Origin of the sequence: Lelliottia sp. WB101, from assembly GCF_003051885.1 — a bacterium.
GTDB classification, from domain to species: Bacteria; Pseudomonadota; Gammaproteobacteria; order Enterobacterales; family Enterobacteriaceae; genus Enterobacter; species Enterobacter nimipressuralis.
Window position 1 is genome coordinate 3,223,353 of sequence record NZ_CP028520.1, and the last position, 19,270, is coordinate 3,242,622.

The following is a 19,270-nucleotide window of genomic DNA, read 5'->3' on the forward strand; positions in this document are numbered from 1 at the left end:
TCGCCCCCTTAGTGTTTCTCGATCCACGCGCCGTAGAACGACGGACGTCCTACCGCTTCGAAGTTCACCCCTTTCAGCCATGGCGCACCGGCGAAGACCTGCGGCTCTTCAAAAATAGGGATTACATAGGCGTTATCCAGCAGATAGCGCTGGGCGTCGCCCGTCAGCTGCAGGCGTTTTTGCGGATCGACTTCGGCGGAGATGTTTACCAGCAGTTCGTTGAGTTTGTCGTCGCGGAAGCTTTTCACCTTGTCGCTGGAGCCACCTTTTTGTAGCAGCGCGTCGCGGTTGGCCGGATAGAACATGCTTTTCACTACATCCGGATCGGCGCGGCCGACTTCCGACACCGTCAGCGGCGTTTTCAGCGGGTCGAGGTTATCCAGCGTGCGACTGCCCGCATCACCCGCCTTGACGCTCAGCGCCACGCCGACCTGACGCCACTGCTGGGCCACCAGTTGCAGCACCTCTTTGTTTTGCGGCTGCGGCAGGGATTCATAGACCGTCAGCGCCAGTCGCTGTCCGTCTTTGACGCGGATACCGTCGCCGCCGGTTTTCCATCCTGCATCATCGAGCAACGCGTTGGCTTTCGCCGCGTCAAAGGTCAGCTTGTCGCTGAGATCGACAAAGCCAGCGGCAGAATCGGCAATCACCGATTTTGCCTGCGGGTAATTCGGTGAGAAGAGGGTTTCAACGACCTGTTTCGCATTGGTGGCATGGAGCAGCGCCTGACGCACGCGAAGGTCAGACACCAGCGGGTTATCCGGGCGGAAGCTGATACTGTCGTTCACGCCGCGCGTTGGGGCAGCGTAGATTTTATAGCCCTGTTCGGTGGCCTGTTTTTCGTCGTAGGCTTGCACCTGACGGATAAAGTCAGCCTGGCCCGCCAGCAGCGCGCCGACGCGCACGCTGTCTTCCGGCGTGACGATAAATTTAATGCCATCCAGATTTGCCGGGCCTTGCTGGGCGAGATTTTTCGGGCCCCACTGGTACGCTTTTCGCGCCTCAAGGGTCACTTCCCGGCCCAGTTTTTCATCTTTCACCACGAACGGGCCGGAGCCGATGATGTGGCGCGCGTCGCCCAGCTCCTCAAAGTTGCGCTTCAGGGTGCTGAGTGACACCAGCCCAGAACCAATAGTGGCGGTGCCCTGTAAGAATCCTGGCGACGGTTTTTTGAAGTAGAACTTCACCGTCTGCGGATCGATCACTTCGCTGCGATCGTAGTTGTTGATCACCTCGGAAACCGGCAGGCGCTGGGCTTTGTTGCCCAATCCGTAAGTGTCGAAGTTTTTGGCCACCGCGTTGGCGTCGAGCGGCGTGCCATCGGAGAACGTCACCCCTGGGCGGATTTTAAAGGTGTATTCGGTTTTGTCGGCGTTGGTGGACCAGCTTTCGGCGATCCACGGCTCCACCTCCAACGTTTTCGGGTTCTGCCAGGTGAGCTTGTCGGTGATCTGATTCAGAATGCCGCCGTTCGGATAGAAGCCGCCCGCCGGGGGATAAAGATTGGTGTGCGCCTGTTGTTCCAGATAGACAAGCGTGCCGCCTTTAACCGGAGTGTCGGCGGCGTGAGCAGCCGTCGCCGCGAGGATCAGCGCCGTCAGCAGCGGCAGGCGAAAAGGGGTTTGCATGGTGAATTCCTTTGTTATCTTCGTTTTAGCGTCGGATTCATCATCGGGCGCGGCTGAAAACAAAGGAACAAAGGAATTGAGATAAGGATTGCCGGAAATCGGAAATATACAAGCCGCCCCCGGTCAGGAGCGGATGAACTCTTTACACAAACTTCGCCAGTGGGTCCGCTGCCGCAAAGGCAACTGCGCGATTGGCCGCGGGTGGATAGATCAGTTCGTTGGTGATGGCAATTTTGAGTTTTTTCGCCTCTTCACGGACCAGTTTCACCTCTTGCTCCCAGCCCTCGGTGTACACCGCGCCCCAGGCACCGAGATCGAGGCAAGTGACATAATTCACCTGGCGGTACGGGTAGGGCTCGACGTTCAGCAGGCTGGCAGCGGCGTTGTGTCCGGCAAATTTTCCGAGCTGGATCGCATGCTGACAGGTCATCAGCGCCGTATTCCCCACATCATCCGTTTTCGCATGGGCGGTATCGCCGGTGGCGAAGACGTCCGGGTGCGCAGGGATTTGCAGCAGTTCGTTCACCCGCAGACGCGCCTGAGCGTCGCGCTCGCCGTCAATCTGAGTCGTCAACGGATGAGCTTCCACGCCAGCCGTCCAGACCACGGTGGCAGCGTCAATGCGTTCGCCACTCTTGAGAATGACGCCTTGCGCATCGACCGCTTCGATTTCGCTGTTCAGACGCCATTCCACGCCCAGCTCTTCGCTGGCATTCGCAATCACATCGCGCAACGCTTCGCTGTAACGACCGCCGATAACCGCGCCGCGCTCAACTACGATGACTTTAGTCTGCGTATCATCACCAAAGCGGGCACGCAAACGCGCCGGTAATTCGGTTGCCAGCTCAATGCCGGTAAACCCGCCCCCACAGACCACCACCGTGTTACGCGCCGGGGTAGAGGGCTGATGAACCAGGGCATCGAGGTGTTTTTCGAACACCTGAGCAGATTCAAGCTGATCGATATCAAAAGCAAATTCAGTCAGACCGGCCACCGCCGGGCGTTTGGACTGGCTGCCGGTGGCCAGTACCAGGCGGTCATACGTTATGAGGGAAGTGTTGCCCTGGCTGTCGCGATACCACACGGCTTTCTCTTTAGTATCAATGCGTTCTGCGCTTCCCTGAATGTACTCAACGTCCAGTTCGGCGAACAGATCCGTCAGGGGAGCCACCAGTCCGGCGACGTTCTCTTCATAGAAACGCGGGCGAACGCGCAGCTCAGGTTGCGGAGCCAGCACGCTAATACGCAGATCGGTGCTCCCGTTCAGCTCCGCCAGGCGCGCTGCGCTCACCGCTGCCCACATACCGGAAAAACCACTGCCCACAATTAAAATATGCTTTTTCATTTTCGATCCTTTTGCTCATCAGGCTTTGTGCCTGACCTGACTGAAACTATACTGGTCGGAGTTAACTCCAACAACTTTTTTCTGAGTTAGCGAGCGGTCGCATGTAAGACAAGCTAAAAATCAGTGAGTTAACTGGCGAGGGAGTCATGGGCTGTTTTTCTGCTTACGAACACGGCTATAATAACCACGAATAATGAGAGCGGAGTTAATCATGGCCTTTTACAGTTCCGGTGTGGAGTACGCCATTCATAGTCTGATGTGCATGGTAGATGCCAAAGGCAACGAGCGAGAATTGAGCGTCCGGGAGATGGCGGAACTGCAGGGTGTGCCTTACGACTATCTGGGCAAAATCTTCACCCGTCTTTCGCGGGCGGGACTGGTCAACAGCACGGAAGGCAAGGGCGGCGGGTTTAAACTCGCGCGTCCGGCAGAACTCATTTCAGTGCTGGATGTGGTGCATGCCATTGATGGCGAGAAGAATATGTTTGAGTGTCGTGAAGTGCGCCAGCGGTTGGCGGTGTTTGATGAAGCTCCACCGGCCTGGGTTTGCGACGGGCCATGCGGCGTGCGTTCGGTGATGGACAGCGCCCAACAGCGGATGGAAGAAGAACTGGCGCGCCACACCATTCTCGATCTGGCGCGCAAAATGTACCGTAAAGCACCCGATACATTCCTGATTGAGGTACAGGACTGGATCACGGATCGTCGCAGCCCGTCCTGAATCCATTAAGAACGGAAATCAATCACCATACGGCCACGGATCTGGCCTTGTTCCATCTCTTTGAAAATCGCGTTGATGTCGCCCAGCGGGCGCATCGTGACTTTCGGTACCACTTTGCCTTCGGCGGCAAACTGGAAGGCTTCGACCAGATCCTGACGGGTCCCAACCAGCGAACCGACCACCTGAATTCCATCCAGTACCAGACGTGGAATATCCAGGCTCATGGCTTCTGGCGGCAGACCGACAGCCACCACACGGCCACCGGCACGCACCGCATCGACCGCAGAGTTAAACGCGGCTTTCGCCACTGCGGTGACGACCGCAGAATGCGCTCCGCCGGTTTTTTCCTGAATCACTTTCGCCGCATCTTCGTTGCGGGAGTTGATTGTCAGATCGGCACCCATGTCGGCGGCCAGTTTCAGCTGCGCATCATTCACGTCGATGGCAATGACTTTGGCATTAAAGACGTTTTTCGCGTATTGCAGCGCCAGGTTGCCCAGCCCACCCAGACCGTAGATCGCAATCCACTGGCCCGGTTTGATGTGGGAAATTTTTACCGCTTTATAGGTGGTGACGCCAGCGCAGGTGATGCTGCTGGCCGCTGCGGATTCCAGGCCGTCCGGCACTTTTACCGCATAATCGGCGGTCACGATGCACTCTTCAGCCATCCCACCATCAACGGAATACCCGGCGTTTTTCACGTCGCGACACAGGGTTTCGTTGCCAGAGTTACAGTATTCGCAGTGACCGCAGCCCTGGAAGAACCAGGCCACGCTTGCGCGATCGCCCACTTTCAGTGAGGTGACGCCAGGACCGATTTCTTTGACGATGCCAATCCCTTCATGGCCGAGGATCACCCCGGTTTTATCGCCAAAATCGCCGTTCTTCACGTGAAGATCCGTGTGGCAGACGCCACAGCATTCCATCTTCAGCAGCGCTTCGCCGTGTTGCAGCGCGCGAAGGGTTTTATCGGTGACATTAACCTGATGATCTTGAGTAACGACAGCAGCCTTCATATGTATCTCCATGTTCATGTTCGGTATCTGCATAGCCAGTAAGAAAGATGAGAATCGTTCTTACTCCTTAAGGATTAATGCTTTGGCGGTTTTATACAAGGGCGGGGCAACATAATGTAATAATTTCGTTGTCATTCAGGCGATTAAAGCATCAATAAACCCTTCAAGCCCTGAATACAGGTGGGGATGAGAAACTGACAAAAAAACGTCATGGTTCTGTCATCTGGAAAACGTAACGTGTTGGCTTCCCAATAACCGAAGAGTTAAAAGACATGAAGCTGTTCAAAACCTTACTGGCCGTTAGCGTTCTCCTTTCCGCCTCTGTGCAGGCGCAAAATATCCTGGAATTCCCACAGCCGGAAAATAATCCGGAAGAGTTTTATGCCGTCACCGAAATCCCGGCGGGCGGTATCATCAAATATGAAACCGATGCCAAAACCGGTTTTATTATTGCCGATCGTTTCCAGTCGATGCCGGTGGCTTATCCGGCTAACTATGGCTCCCTGACACAGTCCCTTGCAGGGGATGGCGATCCGTTGGACGTGATTTTCTACACCCGCGCGCCAATGGCACCGGGTACGCTTATCAAACTGCGTGCGATTGGCGTGCTGAAGATGGTGGATGGCGGGGATAAAGACGACAAAATTGTGGCTGTCCCGGCGAGCAAAATCGACCCGACTTATGATGACATTAAGGAGCTGAGCGATCTGCCGAAAATCGAAGTGCAGCGCCTCGAATCCTTTTTCCGCGTCTATAAAGAGCTGCCGGAAGGGCGTAAAAAAGTGGAGCTGAATGGCTTTAACGATGCCGCGACCGCGAAGCAGGAAATCAAACAGGCGTGGGACGCCTGGAAAGCGAACAAACCGCAATAATAAACTGGCCCGGCTGAACGTGCAGCCGGGCGCAGGGTTACAGCTGTGCTTCTAGCCGGGCAATCTCCTCGCGCCACTGTTGCTGAAGCTGAGGTTTTTGATGCTTCGACTTACGCGCCATATCCTCAGCCAGCAGCGTCTCAAGCGTCACCAGTCTTTCGAGCAGATCGTCAAACTCTGTCGGCGCTGATTGCGCTGTATTGGCTGACACGTCAGATGGGGTTAATCCGCTGCTTTCCCGCAGGCGGGCAAACACCGCCTCGGCATCATGCCATTCGCTGAGCCTGCCGTCCTCAATCAGCCAGAAGCGGTTACAGCTCTGGCTGATGAGCTGCCTGTCGTGACTCACCAGCAGCACGCCGCCTTCGAACTGTTGCAGCGTTTCGGCCAGCGCCTCTTTGCCTTCCATATCCAGGTGGTTGGTTGGCTCATCAAGCATCAGCAGGCTGTAACGGGCGAGCGTCAGGCCGACAAACAGCAGGCGAGAACGTTCGCCGCCGCTGAGGGTACTGACTTTCTGCCCGTGGCGTACCCATGGAAAACCGGCGCTGATGAGTGCCATTTTGCGTACCTGCGGGTCTGGCGCGAACGGCTCCAGCGCCTCCAGCAGCGGGGCATCGTCCGGCAGCTGGTGCAGCGTCTGGTCGTAGTAGCCCAGGGTCAGGCGGGGATGGATTTTCAGTTCATCCGTCGACTGTTCTGTGACAAATTGCCGCCAGATAAGCTTCATCAGCGAGGATTTCCCGCAGCCGTTACGGCCCATAATCGCCACGCGGTCGCCGCTCTTAAGCCTCGCGATATCCACGTCAAACAGCGCGGGCAAGCCGGGCGCCGGAGGGACGGGAAGATGCGTCATCTCCAGCAACCGGTCGGCACGCAGCGCATCGCCACGCAGTGTTAACGTCCACGGACTGCCCGCCGTGAGATCGGTCTGGCTCTCTTTCAGGCGTTCGACCTGTTTTTCCATCTGTTTCGCTTTGCGGGCGAGATCTTCGTTGTCGTAGACCTTGCCCCAGGTCGCCAGCCGTTTGGCGCTGGCCGCAACGCGGTCGATCTCTTTTTGCTCGGCCTTGTGCCGCAGGGCATCGCTTTCATCTTTTGCCGCCAGCGCCTGACGGGCGGCGGAGCAAGGGAGGGCGAAGCTGTGCAGCGTTTTATCGCGCAAAATCAAGCTGCCGTTGGTGACAGCATCGAGCAGCTGTCGGTCATGCGACACCAGCACAAAGCTGCCGGACCAGTTCTGTAAAAACTGCTCCAGCCAGAGCATGGTTGGCAGATCGAGGTGGTTGCTGGGTTCATCCAGTAGCAGCAGGTCGGGATCGCTGATTAACGCCCGCGCCAGCAGCAGCCGTGTGTGCTGCCCGCCGCTCAGGGTCGACGACTGTAAGGCCATATCCTGTGAGGTAAAACCCATACCGCCAAGCAACGTTTCGGCGCGCCAGCGCAGGCTGTCGCGTTCCGCTGCGGGCAGTTGCGCCAGCACGGCGTCGAGCATTGACAGAGGATAAATCGACTCCGGCAGATGCTGTTCCACGCGTGCCATCAGGCAGTGGCCGGCGAGCGCCACCGTGCCGACAGAAGGGGACTCGGTGCCATCGAGGATCTTCAGCAGGGTACTTTTGCCGCAGCCGTTATCGCCCAGCAGACCAATACGGTCGCCTTTTTTCAGGGTAAAGGAGAGCGAGTCGAAAAGGGTGTTAAACGCCGTTTCAACGCGGAGAGATTGTGCAGTTAGTAATGTGCTCATTGTTGCTTACTCAAGTGTTACAGGCATGGAAATGCCTCGTCAAACATCGCTGACGATAACTCAGTAAGCCCGAGGGAAGGGATTCAGGTGTGGGTGTCTTCGCTCAAGCAGAAGTTATCGCAGCACGATACCGATAACGCTTGAGCTGGTGCGATCACCAAATGTATGTGAAACATTGAAAATTTCACTATACAGCATAATTAGCCTCCTTATTTATTCAGTGGGTTTATGGATGAAGGGAGTGTAGCGGGGTTTTACAGGCCCGGCAAGCAGCGTGCCACCGGGCCTGGCGTTTGCCGGGTGGCGTTGTGCTACCCGGCAACTTACAGAGGGAAGGTTTAAATCGAGGTACGACGATAGTTCCGGTATTCCGGCATCCAGAAGTTGTCGTCGATGGCCTGCTGCAATGCATCGGCGGAGGTTTTCACCGCCACACCCTGTTGCTGCGCCATTTTGCCGACCGCAAAGGCAATCGCCCGCGATACGGTATGGATATCCTTCAGTTCTGGCAGCACCAGACCTTCGCCGTTGGTCACCAGCGGAGAGTGCTTGGCCAGAGTTTCGCTGGCAGACATCAGCATTTCGTCCGTAATGCGCGACGCACCGGATGCGATCACACCCAGACCAATTCCCGGGAAGATATAGGAGTTGTTGCACTGTGCGATGGGGTAGATTTTGTCTTTCCACACCACCGGATCGAACGGGCTGCCGGTCGCGACCAGCGCATTGCCTTCCGTCCAGGCGATGATGTCCTGCGGCGTGGCTTCGACGCGAGAGGTCGGGTTAGAGAGCGGCATCACGATAGGGCGCGGGCAGTGTTTGTGCATTTCGCGGATGATCTCTTCGGTGAACAGCCCGGTTTGCCCCGAAACGCCGATCAGAATATCCGGCTTCACGTTGCGCACCACGTCCAGCAGGGAGAGCACTTCGTTATCCGTATCCCAGTTTTTCAGGTTTTCGCGTTTCTGCACCAGTTTGGTCTGGAATGGCAGCAGGTTTGGCATTCCGTCGGTCAGCAGACCGAAGCGATCGACCATAAACACCCGCGAACGGGCCAGCTCTTCGCTTAAGCCTTCGCGCTGGGTTTGCGCGATGATCTGTTCTGCAATCCCACAGCCGGCAGAGCCTGCACCGAGGAAGACAATTTTCTGGTAGCTCAGCTGGCTGCCTGCCGCGCGGCTCGCGGCGATCAGCGTGCCGACGGTCACCGCTGCGGTGCCCTGAATGTCATCGTTGAAAGAGCAGATCTCATCGCGATAGCGGTTGAGCAGCGGCATGGCGTTTTTCTGCGCGAAGTCTTCGAACTGCAGCAGCACGTCTGGCCAGCGGTGTTTTACGGCCTGAATGAAGTCGTCGACGAACTGATAATACTCATCGTCCGTTACGCGCGGATGGCGCCAGCCCATATACAGCGGATCGTTCAGCAGCTGTTGGTTATTGGTGCCGACATCCAGCACCACCGGCAGCGTATACGCCGGGCTTATGCCACCGCAGGCGGTGTAGAGCGAAAGTTTGCCGATAGGAATACCCATGCCGCCGATACCCTGGTCGCCGAGGCCCAGAATACGCTCGCCGTCCGTCACCACGATCACTTTGATGTTGTGGTTCGGCACGTTTTGCAGGATGTCATCCATGTTGTGGCGGTTCTGGTAGGAGATAAACACGCCGCGCGAACGACGGTAGATCTCGGAGAAGCGCTCACAGGCCGCCCCGACGGTCGGGGTGTAAATCACCGGCATCATCTCTTCGAGGTGATTTTGCACGAGACGGTAGAAGAGGGTTTCGTTGGTGTCCTGGATGTTACGCAGGTAGATGTGTTTGTCGATTTCGGTTTTGAAACCCTGGTACTGGATCCAGGCGCGTTCGGCTTGCTCTTCGATGGTTTCGACCACTTCCGGCAGCAGGCCAAGCAGGTTAAAACTGCTGCGCTCTTCCGCGCTGAAGGCGCTGCCTTTATTCAGCAGCGGGAACTCCAGCAGAACCGGCCCCGCGTAGGGGATATAAAGGGAACGATGATGTTTTGCTTTGTTGTCCATGTCACTCACTCGATTTTTTGAATATCCGTCCCTGGCACTGCGTATTGTCATCTTTCTGGCTTGCTGGCAGGGCGACGTCGACTGGCATTATAAAGGAGCTAAATGTTAATTACCGCAACACACAAACAAAAACACCATCGGTTTTGCCGATGGTGTCGTGATTCAGTGACGTGAATTATTTGTCTGCGTGGCGTTTTCTGCCGTGCGTGTGGGTGACTACCGTTTCGTTGCTGCCCTCGATCACCACTTTACGTTGGTTAGACAGCTTGTAGTTCAGTCCCAGAATGTGACGTGCCTGACGGTTCGATTTCATGTTAACTCCTCAATCCTGTTGATAGTTTTAAGGACCAGTTTGCTCTCGCAAACGAAATGTAACCCCTTAGGTTGCAGATCCAGCATAGCAGGTATTTTACAGGGGGCGATGTTGACCACTCACCACATAGTTAATGGTCTGCTGGTAGATATCACTGAGGATGTCATTATCTGAGGCCTCCACCCAGCGGGTGAGTTCCATCAAAATGTCATCTTCAGTGACCGCGCCATGCTCGGCGCGCAGGCCCTGTTCAATCGCATTCACCAGGGCCGGTTGTGCGGAATGAGTATTTGCTGAGTAATGTGTAAACATGCTGCCTCCGTGTCGTTATCTGTTTAATAATCCGGTACGCAATTCATAATTCACATTCAGAATGGCAAATATTCTTCCCGCTGTGGTTCAGATTCATCCTGGAAATAAAAATATCATATTTAACGTTTTTTTCGTTAACTCAGGGTTTCCAGCGACGCAGATTCGTATATTTTTCGTAGGGCATCGGGGACGGCCATGATATCAATTCAACTACGCTTCCCCAGGGGGTTTTGCCGTAGCAAAAGGCATTGCCTTCACCCCGTTCAGCGGGGAATGAAAGGGGTTTTGGCTCGGTAAACATCTCGCCGCCAGCAGCGGTAAAGCACGCTATGGCACGTGCAAAATCATCGACATAGACAGCGAAGTGTTGCAGACCAAAATCACTGGGACGGACTGCCGATTGCTGTTCTGGGCCGTGCATTTCAAACAGTTCAATGCCTGGGCCATGAGGCATTGCCAGCATCCTGATAGCGCGGACTTTGGTCCCTGGAAATAGTCTTAAGGTATTTTCCTGGGCTTCGTCATCAATATTTTCACTGCCAGGATCTGCTGAACGATATATCACTTTTGCTGCGAACGCTTTCTCAAAAAATAACGTGGCTTGTTCAATGTCAGGAACCGTAATACCAATGTGGTCAATTCCTCTTACTGAGGGTTGCATAATCATCTCCTGCTATAAAAAGAATAAATATAGCAGGAGACCGTTAGCCTGTTACCACTTCATTTCGCCGGTATTGACCTTCGCGCTCAATTCCAGGGAGCTGACTTCGGCAAGATTCGGCCACTGTTTTTTCATGGTATCGATCACGCCAGTTGACGCTTTATGCGCCGCCAGCGCCTGCTCAAATTGCTGCAGGTAGGTGCGGGTAAAATCGATGGCGGCGGTACCGGCAGGCGGGGTACCGAGGTAATGGCCTGGGATAACGCGCTCGGGTTTGTGCGCGGCCATTTCATCCAGGGTGGACAACCACTGCTGGCGGCTGGCTTTGGTTTGCGTGTCTGCCGTCCAGAGGTGAATGCCGGACGAAACGCCCGTACCGCCGAGAATGGCTTTGGCCGACGGGATCCACACGTAGGCGGCATAGCTGTCTGCCTGCTCAATATCGATTTTCTCGCCGTCCACCATAAAGGTGGTTGAGGCAATTACCTGCGGGACAATCAGTTCCGACGGCGCGCCGTCCTTCATCTGCGGCCCCCAGAAGGCCAGTTTGGCATCTTTGGTAGCCTTGATGTGATCCACCACCGCCTGGGTCGCCACCACTTTAGCATTTGGGAAGGCTTTCACCAGCGGCTGCAGACCAAAGTAGAAGTCCGGATCGCCGGAGGTGATCACAATCTTGCTGAGGGTTTTACCACTGCGGCGCACTTTCTCGACCAGCTGCTCGCCATCTTTGACGCTGAACTGCGCATCGAACAGCACGGCCTCTTTCGGCCCGGAAACCAGCGTCGAAGAGACGGCGAAGATACCTTTCTCCTGTGGGTTATAGGTATCCAGCGTTAAGGGCGCGGCAAAAACAGCGGGCGTGAACAGGGCGCACAGCAGGGCAAGGCGATTGAGCTTCATCATTTTGTCTCGGTAGTGTCGGAAAGTCTCTATTGTACGGATCTCTCGATTTGCCAGAATTCCTGAAACAAGACATGCTTAGTTTCATAAATCGAGCAGATGGAGTCATAACAATGGATCGCGTGATTGCCGCCCAGGTCTATAACCGTATTTGCGAGCTGGGGAGTCTCAGCGCTGCGGCCCGCGCGCTGGGCATTTCTCGCCCGATGGTGAGCCGTTATCTGGAGCAAATGGAGAAATGGGCCGGAACGCGGCTGGTGCATCGCTCCACGCGTAAGCTCACCCTGACGCCTGCCGGGGAAAAGGTCTTGCAGAAAACCCGCAATCTCACACGGCTGTCGCAGGAGATTGAGGATCAGTCCTCCCGTGAAACGCCGTCCGGCACGCTGCGCGTAGCCTGCGCCCACTTCACGGCGATGCAGATTGTCGCCCCGATGCTGCCGGATTTTCTGACGCGTCATGCCAAAGTGCGCGTCGAAATGGACGTTAATAATCATCCCGTCAGCCTGGTGGGTGAGCGCATCGACGTGGCGATCCGCATTACCGACAACCCGGAACCTGGAATGATCGCCCGCCGTCTGGGTGAGTGCCGCTCGGTGCTTTGCGCCTCGCCAGAGTATCTGGCTGACCACGGCACGCCGCAAAGCCTTGAAGATCTCGCGCAACACAACTGCCTGCATTACAGCTTCTTCGCCGGACAGTCGTGGAATTTTATCACCGACGCGGGAGAGGTCGTTTCCGTTGCGGTGAGCGGCAATCTGAGCGCCAGTATTTCGTCGCTGTTGATGGAGGCCGCCATCCAGCACTGCGGGATCGCAATGCTGCCGGCGTGGGAAGCGCAGCCCGCGCTGGAAAGCGGCAAGCTGGTTCCCGTCCTCAGCGCATTCACGCCGAAACCGATCGGCATTTTTGGGATCTATCAGTCCAGAGATTATCAGCCTGCGGCACAGCGCTTATTCTTGGATGCGCTGAGCGAGTCGTTGATGACGAAGTGAGCAAACGCCTAAGAGTGTTCCGTGTTCCTCTCACATTGGCGTTGAGGTTCTATACTTAATCCTTTGTAAGCCAAAAGGAGAGCAATAATGACGATTCATAAGCACGGTTCGGCACACTGGTCTGGCGATATTAAACGCGGCAAAGGAACGGTTTCTACGGAAAGCGGCGTCCTGAATCAACAACCTTACGGCTTTAATACCCGTTTCGAAGGCGAAAAAGGGACCAACCCGGAAGAGCTGATTGGCGCAGCGCATGCCGCCTGTTTCTCAATGGCGCTGTCACTGATGCTGGGAGAGGCGGGTTACACCGCGGATTCCATCGATACCACGGCAGATGTGTCGCTGGATAAAACTGACGGCGGCTTTGCGATCACCAAAATCGCGCTGCAAAGCAAGGTAACCGTACCTGGCATTGAGCCGCAGCAGTTCGACGGCATTATCCAGAAAGCGAAAGCCGGATGCCCGGTCTCTCAGGTTCTGAAGGCGGAAATCACGCTGGATTATAAACTGAACTAATCTCTGCAAAGCCGGGCGCCGCCCGGCTATTGTGCGTAGATGAGCGTTAACTGACCGCCGAGACGGCGGTTTTTTATTGGGCGCAGTCCGTCTCTTCGCGCAAGCGTGACGCTGTCACATGTCGTCAGGTCACAATACGGCTCTAACCACTCATCTTGGGTGTCGTGCGTCAGGACGTAACCCGCGAGCCTTTTTAGTGCACCACGGTTTTGCTGGGTGATATCCACTTGATTAGCTTTCGCAAAGCTTGCGATCATCACCAGCGGCTGAAGGGCATAGTGATGATAGGCCACGGCGCGCGGGCCGCGTTTTTGCTCGTTGGGTAATATGCCGTTCGCGTTAATCTGACTTGCCGCGATGCGGTACTCTTTTAACGACCAGTCGAACAGATCCCGGCGATCGAGCGCTACCGACGCCGCCATCACTGACCATGCAGCCCAGTAGCTGTGATTATTGGTTTTAGAAAGGGGCAGACCGTCCCAGTCATCTTTCACCTGATCGGCAAGCAACGACAGCCAACGCGTCGTCGCACCATCGTCTTTTGCCGGTGCGTTCAGTTCAATCCAACTGGTGGCGAGCGTCGCCAGCGCCCATTTACGCATCGACCGCCCGGTGTGGTTGGTTTGCGTCGAGGTTAACGCCCCGGCGTTTGCCCAGCTCGTAAAGCCATGCAGAACACACTCCCGCGTTTTCTCATCGCCGCTCTGTTTATAGCGCCAGACCATGTTGGCAATCCCACGTTCAAAATCGGTTATCGGTTTTGTCTGGGCGTGAAAGTCGCTGTACGCCTGCGAGTTTAGCGTCGCGCGAGCGCTGTCCGATCCTTCGTATTTGCTGCGAAACACAAGATTGCCGGTGTACGGCGCGGGGAGAGGAACACATTTACCTTGCAGTCTGTGCGGCTGGGCTTTGACAAAACCGGGGGGCGGCACGAGCGGTGCCGAAAAAACAGACATGGGCAGAAGCAGCAGAAGGAGTGTCAGACGCATCAAATGACTGTACGCCAGGATTGCACTTTTGGCATCGTGCGTTATCTCTTTTAAGATAGGTCCTTATTTTTTACAGAAAGAGAGACGGGAATGGCTAATCTGCCGTGGCGGATACGGGTGCGTGTGTGGGCATTGATGAAACGTGCCGCTATGGTGCTGGGAATTGTGCTGATCGTGCTGCTGGCAGTGCGGGTCTATAAGACCGAAACCGGCCCAGCGCTGCATCCCTGGCATACCTGGACGGCGCACGAGATGTCTGTGCAGGAGGTTGATCGCGCCAGTTTCAGTGATTATCTGACGCGCGAAAAGGCGATTTTCCACGATCTGCAAACAGAGGTGACGGACAAACTGGATAAAGCGGATCAGACGCCGCTGAACCGCTATTATCGTCACAGCCCTATGTGGCCGGGGCAGTTTCCCGATGACGGCAATCGTTCGTTTGTGCTGATGCCGGAAGGTAAACCGCAAGGCGCCGTTGTGCTGTTGCACGGGCTGACGGATTCGCCCTATAGCGTACGCAGTATCGCCGTTGATTATCAACAGCGCGGGTTTGTGGCCATTGCGCCACGCTTGCCCGGACACGGTACGGCACCGGGTGCGCTTACCAATGTCGACTGGGAAGCGTGGCTTGCCGTGGCGCGTATGGCGGTTCGCGATGCCACGCGGCTGGCGGGCAGCGATGTGCCTCTGCATCTGGTGGGTTATTCCAACGGCGGGGCGCTGGCGATGAAATATGCCCTCGACGCCAATGACGATCCCCGTCTTCGCAAACCGCAACAGCTGATCCTGCTTTCTCCGATGATCCGCGTCCACGCGTTTGCGCGTTTTGCCGGTCTGGCGGGGTTACCCGCGCTGTTGCCGTCGTTTGCCAAAGCGGCGTGGCTCAGCGTTCTGCCCGAATATAATCCGTTTAAATACAACTCCTTTCCGGTGAATGCCGCGCGCCAGTCCTGGCAGTTAACGCAGGCTTTGCAAAAGCAGCTTAACAATCAGGCGCGCCAGAACAAACTGTCCTCGTTCCCGCCGGTGCTGGCGTTTCAGTCGGTGATGGATTCCACCGTCAGCACGCGCGGGGTGGTCGATTCGCTGTTTAATCTGCTGCCGGAGAACGGGAGCGAGCTGGTTATATTCGATATCAACCAGGCGAGCACGCTGCGCCCGCTGTTCAGGCCGGGTTCGTATGTGGCGGTGAATGGGCTGCTGCCGACTGTGCCGCGCCGCTTCGCAATCACGGTGGTGACCAATGCCTCTGCGCAGACGTTAAACACTGAAGCCCGCACCACGGCGCCCGGAGCGGTGAATGATACCGTTCAACCGCTCACGACGCCCTATCCGCGCGATCTCTACTCTTTATCGCATGTGGCGATTCCGTTCCCGCCAACAGACGATCTGTACGGCAGCGAGCCTGTGAATCCGCACCATTACGGTATCAACCTGGGAAATATCGCCCTGCGCGGCGAAACATCGGTGCTGGTGGTAGGGATGGATTCGCTGATGCGCGTGACCTCAAATCCGTTTTATAGCTACATGCTGGAGAGGATTAATCAGCGAATTATCCCCGCAAAGGGATAAACGGAAAATATCCCCTGGCGGGGATAAAAGAGGGCGAAGTGACAATTACTACATTTGTGCTGGTTATGTTTGCACTAAAAAATCTGAAAATGATTTGTTGAGGCAATATTATTAGTCGGCGGCTATAAATTATGATAAACAATCGCTTAAAGGCGAAATTATCATGGCGAGACTGACTTACCGTGCTGACTACACTCATTTATCGAAGCCAGTTAAATTCATCCTGTGAACCATTCGAGCTCATTTCACTGGTCGAAAAAGCAAAACAGCGTAATGCCGGGCTAAACATTACCGGCATTCTGCTGTTTAACGGCGCGGAGTTTCTGCAAATCCTTGAGGGAAAAGAAGAGAACGTCGTTGCGCTTTTCCAGAAAATCCGGGCTGACAAACGGCATAATGGCGTCGTGGAACTGATGCGCGACTACGGGCCACGTCGCCGCTTCGAAAACGTTGGCATGCTGCTGTTCGACCTGCAGGTAGATACGCCAAAATCCGTGCTGCAATCGGTGCTGCGCTACAGCAAACTCGAAAGCTACCTCACTTCTGAAGATCGAGTATTTAAATTCATTCAGCGCTTTATCACGCATAAAAAGCAGCCTGGTGCGAACGATGCATTTCGCCCCGAAAGCTGGAAACTGGAATCAGAACTGGCGCCTTTTGGACAAGGTGTTGAGGGGTTAATGACGAACCAGATATGCCAGTTTGCTTTCCAGCCCATTGTAGAGCCTTCAGAGGGGAAAATCACCTCACTGGAGGCGCTGATTCGCGGCAATGACGGGGGAAGTCCGGAGCGATTCTTTAATGCCATTCATCCTGACAAACTCTATGAAATCGATCTTCAGACCAAAGCCTATGTCTTTGCGCTAGCAGAAAAAATCGGCATTGGCAGTCATAAGATCGCCATTAATCTGCTGCCTGGCTCACTAATCAATGTGCCCGATGCGGTGAGTTTCCTGCTGGAAAATATCGCGAAACACCACCTTTTGCCTGAGCAAGTGGTGGTGGAAGTGACGGAAAACGAAATGATTTCCGGCTTTAAACAGTTCAATAGCGCCATCAAACAACTGCGGGCAGCGGGGATCGGTCTGGCTATCGACGATTTCGGCTCGGGATATGCCGGGCTGTCGCTGCTCACCAAATTCCAGCCGGATAAGATCAAAATTGATCGGGAAATTGTCAGTGATATTCATCTCAGCGGCCCGAAGCAGGCGATCGTGAAATCGATTGTCAGCTGCTGTACCGATCTGGAAATTACGCTGGTGGCTGAAGGTATCGAGAAGATGGAAGAGTGGTGCTGGCTGGAATCGGCCGGGATCAGACGTTTCCAGGGCTTCCTGTTTTCCCGTCCGCAGCTCAACGGTGTCGGGGATATTCACTGGCCACTGATGACGCATTAACGCGTGATGAAATTTTTCTCTCCGCGCATATAAACGCCTGGTTGTGAGAAGGGAACTGGCGCTTATTGGTTCAGGAAAAAAGTGACAAAGACAAAACCTTACACACCAGGTAAGGGGATATCCATCGTTATGGTCTATTATCGGTGCGTCTTCTTTTTACAGGTGTGTTATGCGCAATCTTCTTCTTATGACCACATGGTTTATTCCCGCGCTGGCCATGGCAGCCAGCGATATTCCGCCGATTGTGAAGCAGTTTGGCGAGCAGCAGGGCATTCATAATATCAAAGAAATTGATGCTCCCGGCGGAGTAAAAAGCTGGATCGGGCAGTATCAGGACATGGGCGTCACGCTGTTTATGACGCCTGACGGGAAGCATATTATCTCTGGTTATCTTTATGATGATAAAGGGAAAAATATCAGCGAAGCCTATTTCCAGAAAGAGATTTATATCCCGTTAGGCCGTCAGATGTGGGATACGCTCAACAAAACGCAGCCGTTGAAAGAGGGCGCACAGACGGCTCCCCGGAAGGTGTATGTCTTTGCCGATCCATTCTGCCCGTACTGCAAAAAATTCTGGGCCGAAGCCCAGCCGTGGGTAAAAGCCGGGAAAGTGCAGTTAAATACGCTGCTGGTGGCGTTTTTGAATCCGAAAAGTGGCCCAAATGCGACAGCCATTCTGAATGCAGCCGATCCGGTCGCGGCGTGGAAAGAGTATGAGCTTTCCGGCGGTAAAATTCTGCCGGAGCTGAAAGGCACCTCATCGCGGGACACCTTTAATTTGCTCCAGCAGCATCAGAAATTAATGGATGAGCTGGGCGCAAACGCTACGCCCGCAATCTATTACATGAATGACCGAAATGAGTTGCAGCAGGTGGTCGGGATGCCCGATCAGAAGCAGTTGCTGGAAATGTTCGGTCCAAAACCCGACTAGCCGGGGTTCACGAACCCCAGCGAGTTTTGATGTAGCTGACCGCTTCCTGCGCCTGCGGCTGGTTGAGATAGTCCTCTCTGAACAGAATCGTACCGTCGATGTGCGGTACCGATTCGTTCAAATCGAGCTGTTTTTTCAGCTCCGGCACACCGCCATTAATTGTCCAGTCTGGCTCATTTTTAGATCGTTCACCCACTTTATACAGCGCGACACCAATATAAAGGCGCGTGTTGGTCGGCTTAACGACGTCTGCCCACCATTTTGCCAGCACATCATAACGCGCGGCTTTGCGTGAGAAGGGCCAGTAAACCTGAGGGGCTATATAATCCAGGAGACCTTGCTTCACCCAAAGACGGGTATCGGCAAAGGCTTCGTCATAGGCTGCCGCACCGGACGTTTCAGATCCTAAAGGATCGTGGGAGCGATTACGCCAGACGCCCGCAGGGCTGACGCCAAATTCGACGCCGGGATTCAGCTGCTTGATCGAGCGCGAAACTTGTTCAATCAGCTGTTGGGTATTGTGTCGGCGCCAGTCGGCTTTGGACGCAAACCCGGCACCATATTTCTGGAACGTCTGGTAGTCATTGAGCGTCGAGCCTGGCGTTTCGGTGTAGAAATAGTCATCGAACTGCACACCATCGACCGGATAACGGGAAACGACTTCGGCCACAATACTGGTGATCCAGTCGCGGGCTTCAGGAATACCCGGGTCTAGCACGTAGCGATCGCTGGCGGTGCGGATCCAGTCGCGATGCAGAACAAACACGCTGGCCGGATTGAGCGAAATCGTGCGATTCAGTTCCGCAACCGTGCTCGGTTTAGTATTGGTCGTGACCCGGTAAGGGTTAAACCAGGCGTGAACTTTCATACCGCGTTTGTGCGCCTCGTCGAGCATAAACATCAGCGGGTCGTAGCCTGGATCTTGTCCGACGTGTCCGGTGAGCGTGTCAGACCAGGGTAAAATCTTTGACGGCCACAGCGCCGTGCCATCCGGTTTGACCTGGAAAAATACCGTGTTGATACCGAGGCTTTTCAGTTTATCGAGCTTATCGGTCAACGCTTTTTGCTGCACGCTGTTGCGGGTGGTCGGGTTGCTGATATTCACGGAGGAGACCGGCGGCCAGTCGAGACGAGACACGGTCGCCAGCCAAATGCCGCGCATCGGGCCATGATCACGTGATTTATCAGGCAGTGGATGTTTGGTCACCGGCGGAAGCGGGGTGACTAAGGAAACCGGCGGTTTGGATGAGCAGCTGGCGAGCAGCAGCGCGAGAAGAATAAGTGCGCCAGAACGTTTAACGTGTAAGGGCATCTGA

General features: G+C 55.1%; 18 protein-coding genes. 7 read left to right on the plus strand and 11 right to left on the minus strand.

Going from position 1 to position 19,270, the window contains the following annotated elements:
* Window positions 1–8: 8 nt before the first annotated feature.
* On the minus strand, window positions 9–1,628 hold the full coding sequence (locus DAI21_RS15520; protein WP_107703542.1) for a TIGR04028 family ABC transporter substrate-binding protein: 1,620 nt from the start codon (window positions 1,626–1,628) through the stop codon (window positions 9–11).
* 142 nt (window positions 1,629–1,770) lie between these two features.
* Window positions 1,771–2,973, minus strand: coding sequence for an NAD(P)/FAD-dependent oxidoreductase (locus DAI21_RS15525; RefSeq protein WP_107703543.1), 1,203 nt, complete (start codon window positions 2,971–2,973; stop codon window positions 1,771–1,773).
* Between the two features lie 211 nt (window positions 2,974–3,184).
* On the opposite strand from DAI21_RS15525, the gene DAI21_RS15530 reads away from it, so the two are divergent.
* Window positions 3,185–3,694, plus strand: coding sequence for an Rrf2 family transcriptional regulator (locus tag DAI21_RS15530; protein ID WP_100780116.1), 510 nt, complete (start codon window positions 3,185–3,187; stop codon window positions 3,692–3,694).
* A 5-nt stretch (window positions 3,695–3,699) separates the two neighbouring features.
* On the opposite strand, the gene adhP is transcribed toward DAI21_RS15530, so the two are convergent.
* The gene (gene adhP, locus DAI21_RS15535) at window positions 3,700–4,710 is read right to left on the minus strand and encodes an alcohol dehydrogenase AdhP (protein ID WP_102103749.1); all 1,011 of its coding nucleotides are present in this window, start codon (window positions 4,708–4,710) and stop codon (window positions 3,700–3,702) included.
* Between the two features lie 272 nt (window positions 4,711–4,982).
* Here adhP and DAI21_RS15540 point away from each other — a divergent pair, with 272 nt between their 5' ends.
* The gene (locus DAI21_RS15540) at window positions 4,983–5,582 is read left to right on the plus strand and encodes an inorganic diphosphatase (RefSeq protein ID WP_107703544.1); all 600 of its coding nucleotides are present in this window, start codon (window positions 4,983–4,985) and stop codon (window positions 5,580–5,582) included.
* Window positions 5,583–5,619: 37 nt separating this feature from the next.
* Here DAI21_RS15540 and DAI21_RS15545 read toward each other — a convergent pair whose 3' ends face one another.
* The 6 genes from DAI21_RS15545 to DAI21_RS15570 form a co-directional block, all read right to left on the minus strand.
* Window positions 5,620–7,329 carry an ABC-F family ATP-binding cassette domain-containing protein gene (locus DAI21_RS15545; RefSeq protein WP_107703545.1) on the minus strand — a complete coding sequence of 570 codons (1,710 nt, stop codon included), beginning with the start codon at window positions 7,327–7,329 and terminating at the stop codon, window positions 5,620–5,622.
* 338 nt (window positions 7,330–7,667) lie between these two features.
* Window positions 7,668–9,365, minus strand: a complete 1,698-nt coding sequence (locus DAI21_RS15550) for an NAD-dependent malic enzyme (RefSeq protein WP_102103746.1) — start codon at window positions 9,363–9,365, stop codon at window positions 7,668–7,670.
* Window positions 9,366–9,540: 175 nt separating this feature from the next.
* Complete coding sequence (gene sra, locus DAI21_RS15555) at window positions 9,541–9,678, minus strand: stationary-phase-induced ribosome-associated protein (protein WP_102103745.1); 138 nt, start codon at window positions 9,676–9,678, stop codon at window positions 9,541–9,543.
* A gap of 96 nt (window positions 9,679–9,774) precedes the next feature.
* Entirely contained in the window at window positions 9,775–9,990 is a 216-nt protein-coding gene (bdm, locus tag DAI21_RS15560; protein WP_100780123.1) for a biofilm-dependent modulation protein, read from the minus strand.
* A gap of 139 nt (window positions 9,991–10,129) precedes the next feature.
* Window positions 10,130–10,651: a VOC family protein gene (locus tag DAI21_RS15565; RefSeq protein ID WP_107703546.1), complete on the minus strand. Its 522-nt coding sequence runs from the start codon at window positions 10,649–10,651 to the stop codon at window positions 10,130–10,132.
* 51 nt (window positions 10,652–10,702) lie between these two features.
* Window positions 10,703–11,554 carry a Vmh family MBL fold metallo-hydrolase gene (locus DAI21_RS15570; protein ID WP_107703547.1) on the minus strand — a complete coding sequence of 284 codons (852 nt, stop codon included), beginning with the start codon at window positions 11,552–11,554 and terminating at the stop codon, window positions 10,703–10,705.
* Window positions 11,555–11,667: 113 nt separating this feature from the next.
* Here DAI21_RS15570 and DAI21_RS15575 point away from each other — a divergent pair, with 113 nt between their 5' ends.
* Together DAI21_RS15575 and DAI21_RS15580 are read left to right on the plus strand one after the other, a co-directional pair.
* Complete coding sequence (locus tag DAI21_RS15575; protein WP_107703548.1) at window positions 11,668–12,549, plus strand: LysR family transcriptional regulator; 882 nt, start codon at window positions 11,668–11,670, stop codon at window positions 12,547–12,549.
* An 87-nt stretch (window positions 12,550–12,636) separates the two neighbouring features.
* A complete protein-coding gene (locus DAI21_RS15580; protein ID WP_100780129.1) occupies window positions 12,637–13,065 on the plus strand; it encodes an OsmC family protein in 429 nt (142 codons plus the stop codon).
* A gap of 26 nt (window positions 13,066–13,091) precedes the next feature.
* Here DAI21_RS15580 and DAI21_RS15585 read toward each other — a convergent pair whose 3' ends face one another.
* The gene (locus DAI21_RS15585) at window positions 13,092–13,910 is read right to left on the minus strand and encodes a mannuronate-specific alginate lyase (protein ID WP_234419483.1); all 819 of its coding nucleotides are present in this window, start codon (window positions 13,908–13,910) and stop codon (window positions 13,092–13,094) included.
* A gap of 234 nt (window positions 13,911–14,144) precedes the next feature.
* Here DAI21_RS15585 and DAI21_RS15590 point away from each other — a divergent pair, with 234 nt between their 5' ends.
* From DAI21_RS15590 to dsbG, 3 genes are all read left to right on the plus strand, one after another.
* A complete protein-coding gene (locus tag DAI21_RS15590; protein ID WP_107703550.1) occupies window positions 14,145–15,626 on the plus strand; it encodes a carboxylesterase in 1,482 nt (493 codons plus the stop codon).
* 182 nt (window positions 15,627–15,808) lie between these two features.
* A complete protein-coding gene (locus tag DAI21_RS15595) occupies window positions 15,809–17,023 on the plus strand; it encodes a diguanylate phosphodiesterase (RefSeq protein ID WP_100780135.1) in 1,215 nt (404 codons plus the stop codon).
* A 169-nt stretch (window positions 17,024–17,192) separates the two neighbouring features.
* Entirely contained in the window at window positions 17,193–17,954 is a 762-nt protein-coding gene (gene dsbG, locus DAI21_RS15600) for a thiol:disulfide interchange protein DsbG (protein WP_107703551.1), read from the plus strand.
* 7 nt (window positions 17,955–17,961) lie between these two features.
* Here the strand turns inward: dsbG and DAI21_RS15605 are convergent, their stop codons facing one another.
* Window positions 17,962–19,266, minus strand: a complete 1,305-nt coding sequence (locus DAI21_RS15605) for a glycoside hydrolase family 10 protein (protein WP_107703552.1) — start codon at window positions 19,264–19,266, stop codon at window positions 17,962–17,964.
* Window positions 19,267–19,270 lie beyond the last annotated feature (4 nt).

Coding starts and splice junctions, on each gene's coding strand:
- DAI21_RS15520 (WP_107703542.1), bottom strand. CDS start 1,628: ATGCAAACCCCTTTTCGCCTGCCGCTGCTGACGGCGCTGATCCTCGCG.
- DAI21_RS15525 (WP_107703543.1), bottom strand. CDS start 2,973: ATGAAAAAGCATATTTTAATTGTGGGCAGTGGTTTTTCCGGTATGTGG.
- DAI21_RS15530 (WP_100780116.1), top strand. CDS start 3,185: ATGGCCTTTTACAGTTCCGGTGTGGAGTACGCCATTCATAGTCTGATG.
- adhP (WP_102103749.1), bottom strand. CDS start 4,710: ATGAAGGCTGCTGTCGTTACTCAAGATCATCAGGTTAATGTCACCGAT.
- DAI21_RS15540 (WP_107703544.1), top strand. CDS start 4,983: ATGAAGCTGTTCAAAACCTTACTGGCCGTTAGCGTTCTCCTTTCCGCC.
- DAI21_RS15545 (WP_107703545.1), bottom strand. CDS start 7,329: ATGAGCACATTACTAACTGCACAATCTCTCCGCGTTGAAACGGCGTTT.
- DAI21_RS15550 (WP_102103746.1), bottom strand. CDS start 9,365: ATGGACAACAAAGCAAAACATCATCGTTCCCTTTATATCCCCTACGCG.
- sra (WP_102103745.1), bottom strand. CDS start 9,678: ATGAAATCGAACCGTCAGGCACGTCACATTCTGGGACTGAACTACAAG.
- bdm (WP_100780123.1), bottom strand. CDS start 9,990: ATGTTTACACATTACTCAGCAAATACTCATTCCGCACAACCGGCCCTG.
- DAI21_RS15565 (WP_107703546.1), bottom strand. CDS start 10,651: ATGCAACCCTCAGTAAGAGGAATTGACCACATTGGTATTACGGTTCCT.
- DAI21_RS15570 (WP_107703547.1), bottom strand. CDS start 11,554: ATGAAGCTCAATCGCCTTGCCCTGCTGTGCGCCCTGTTCACGCCCGCT.
- DAI21_RS15575 (WP_107703548.1), top strand. CDS start 11,668: ATGGATCGCGTGATTGCCGCCCAGGTCTATAACCGTATTTGCGAGCTG.
- DAI21_RS15580 (WP_100780129.1), top strand. CDS start 12,637: ATGACGATTCATAAGCACGGTTCGGCACACTGGTCTGGCGATATTAAA.
- DAI21_RS15590 (WP_107703550.1), top strand. CDS start 14,145: ATGGCTAATCTGCCGTGGCGGATACGGGTGCGTGTGTGGGCATTGATG.
- dsbG (WP_107703551.1), top strand. CDS start 17,193: ATGCGCAATCTTCTTCTTATGACCACATGGTTTATTCCCGCGCTGGCC.
- DAI21_RS15605 (WP_107703552.1), bottom strand. CDS start 19,266: ATGCCCTTACACGTTAAACGTTCTGGCGCACTTATTCTTCTCGCGCTG.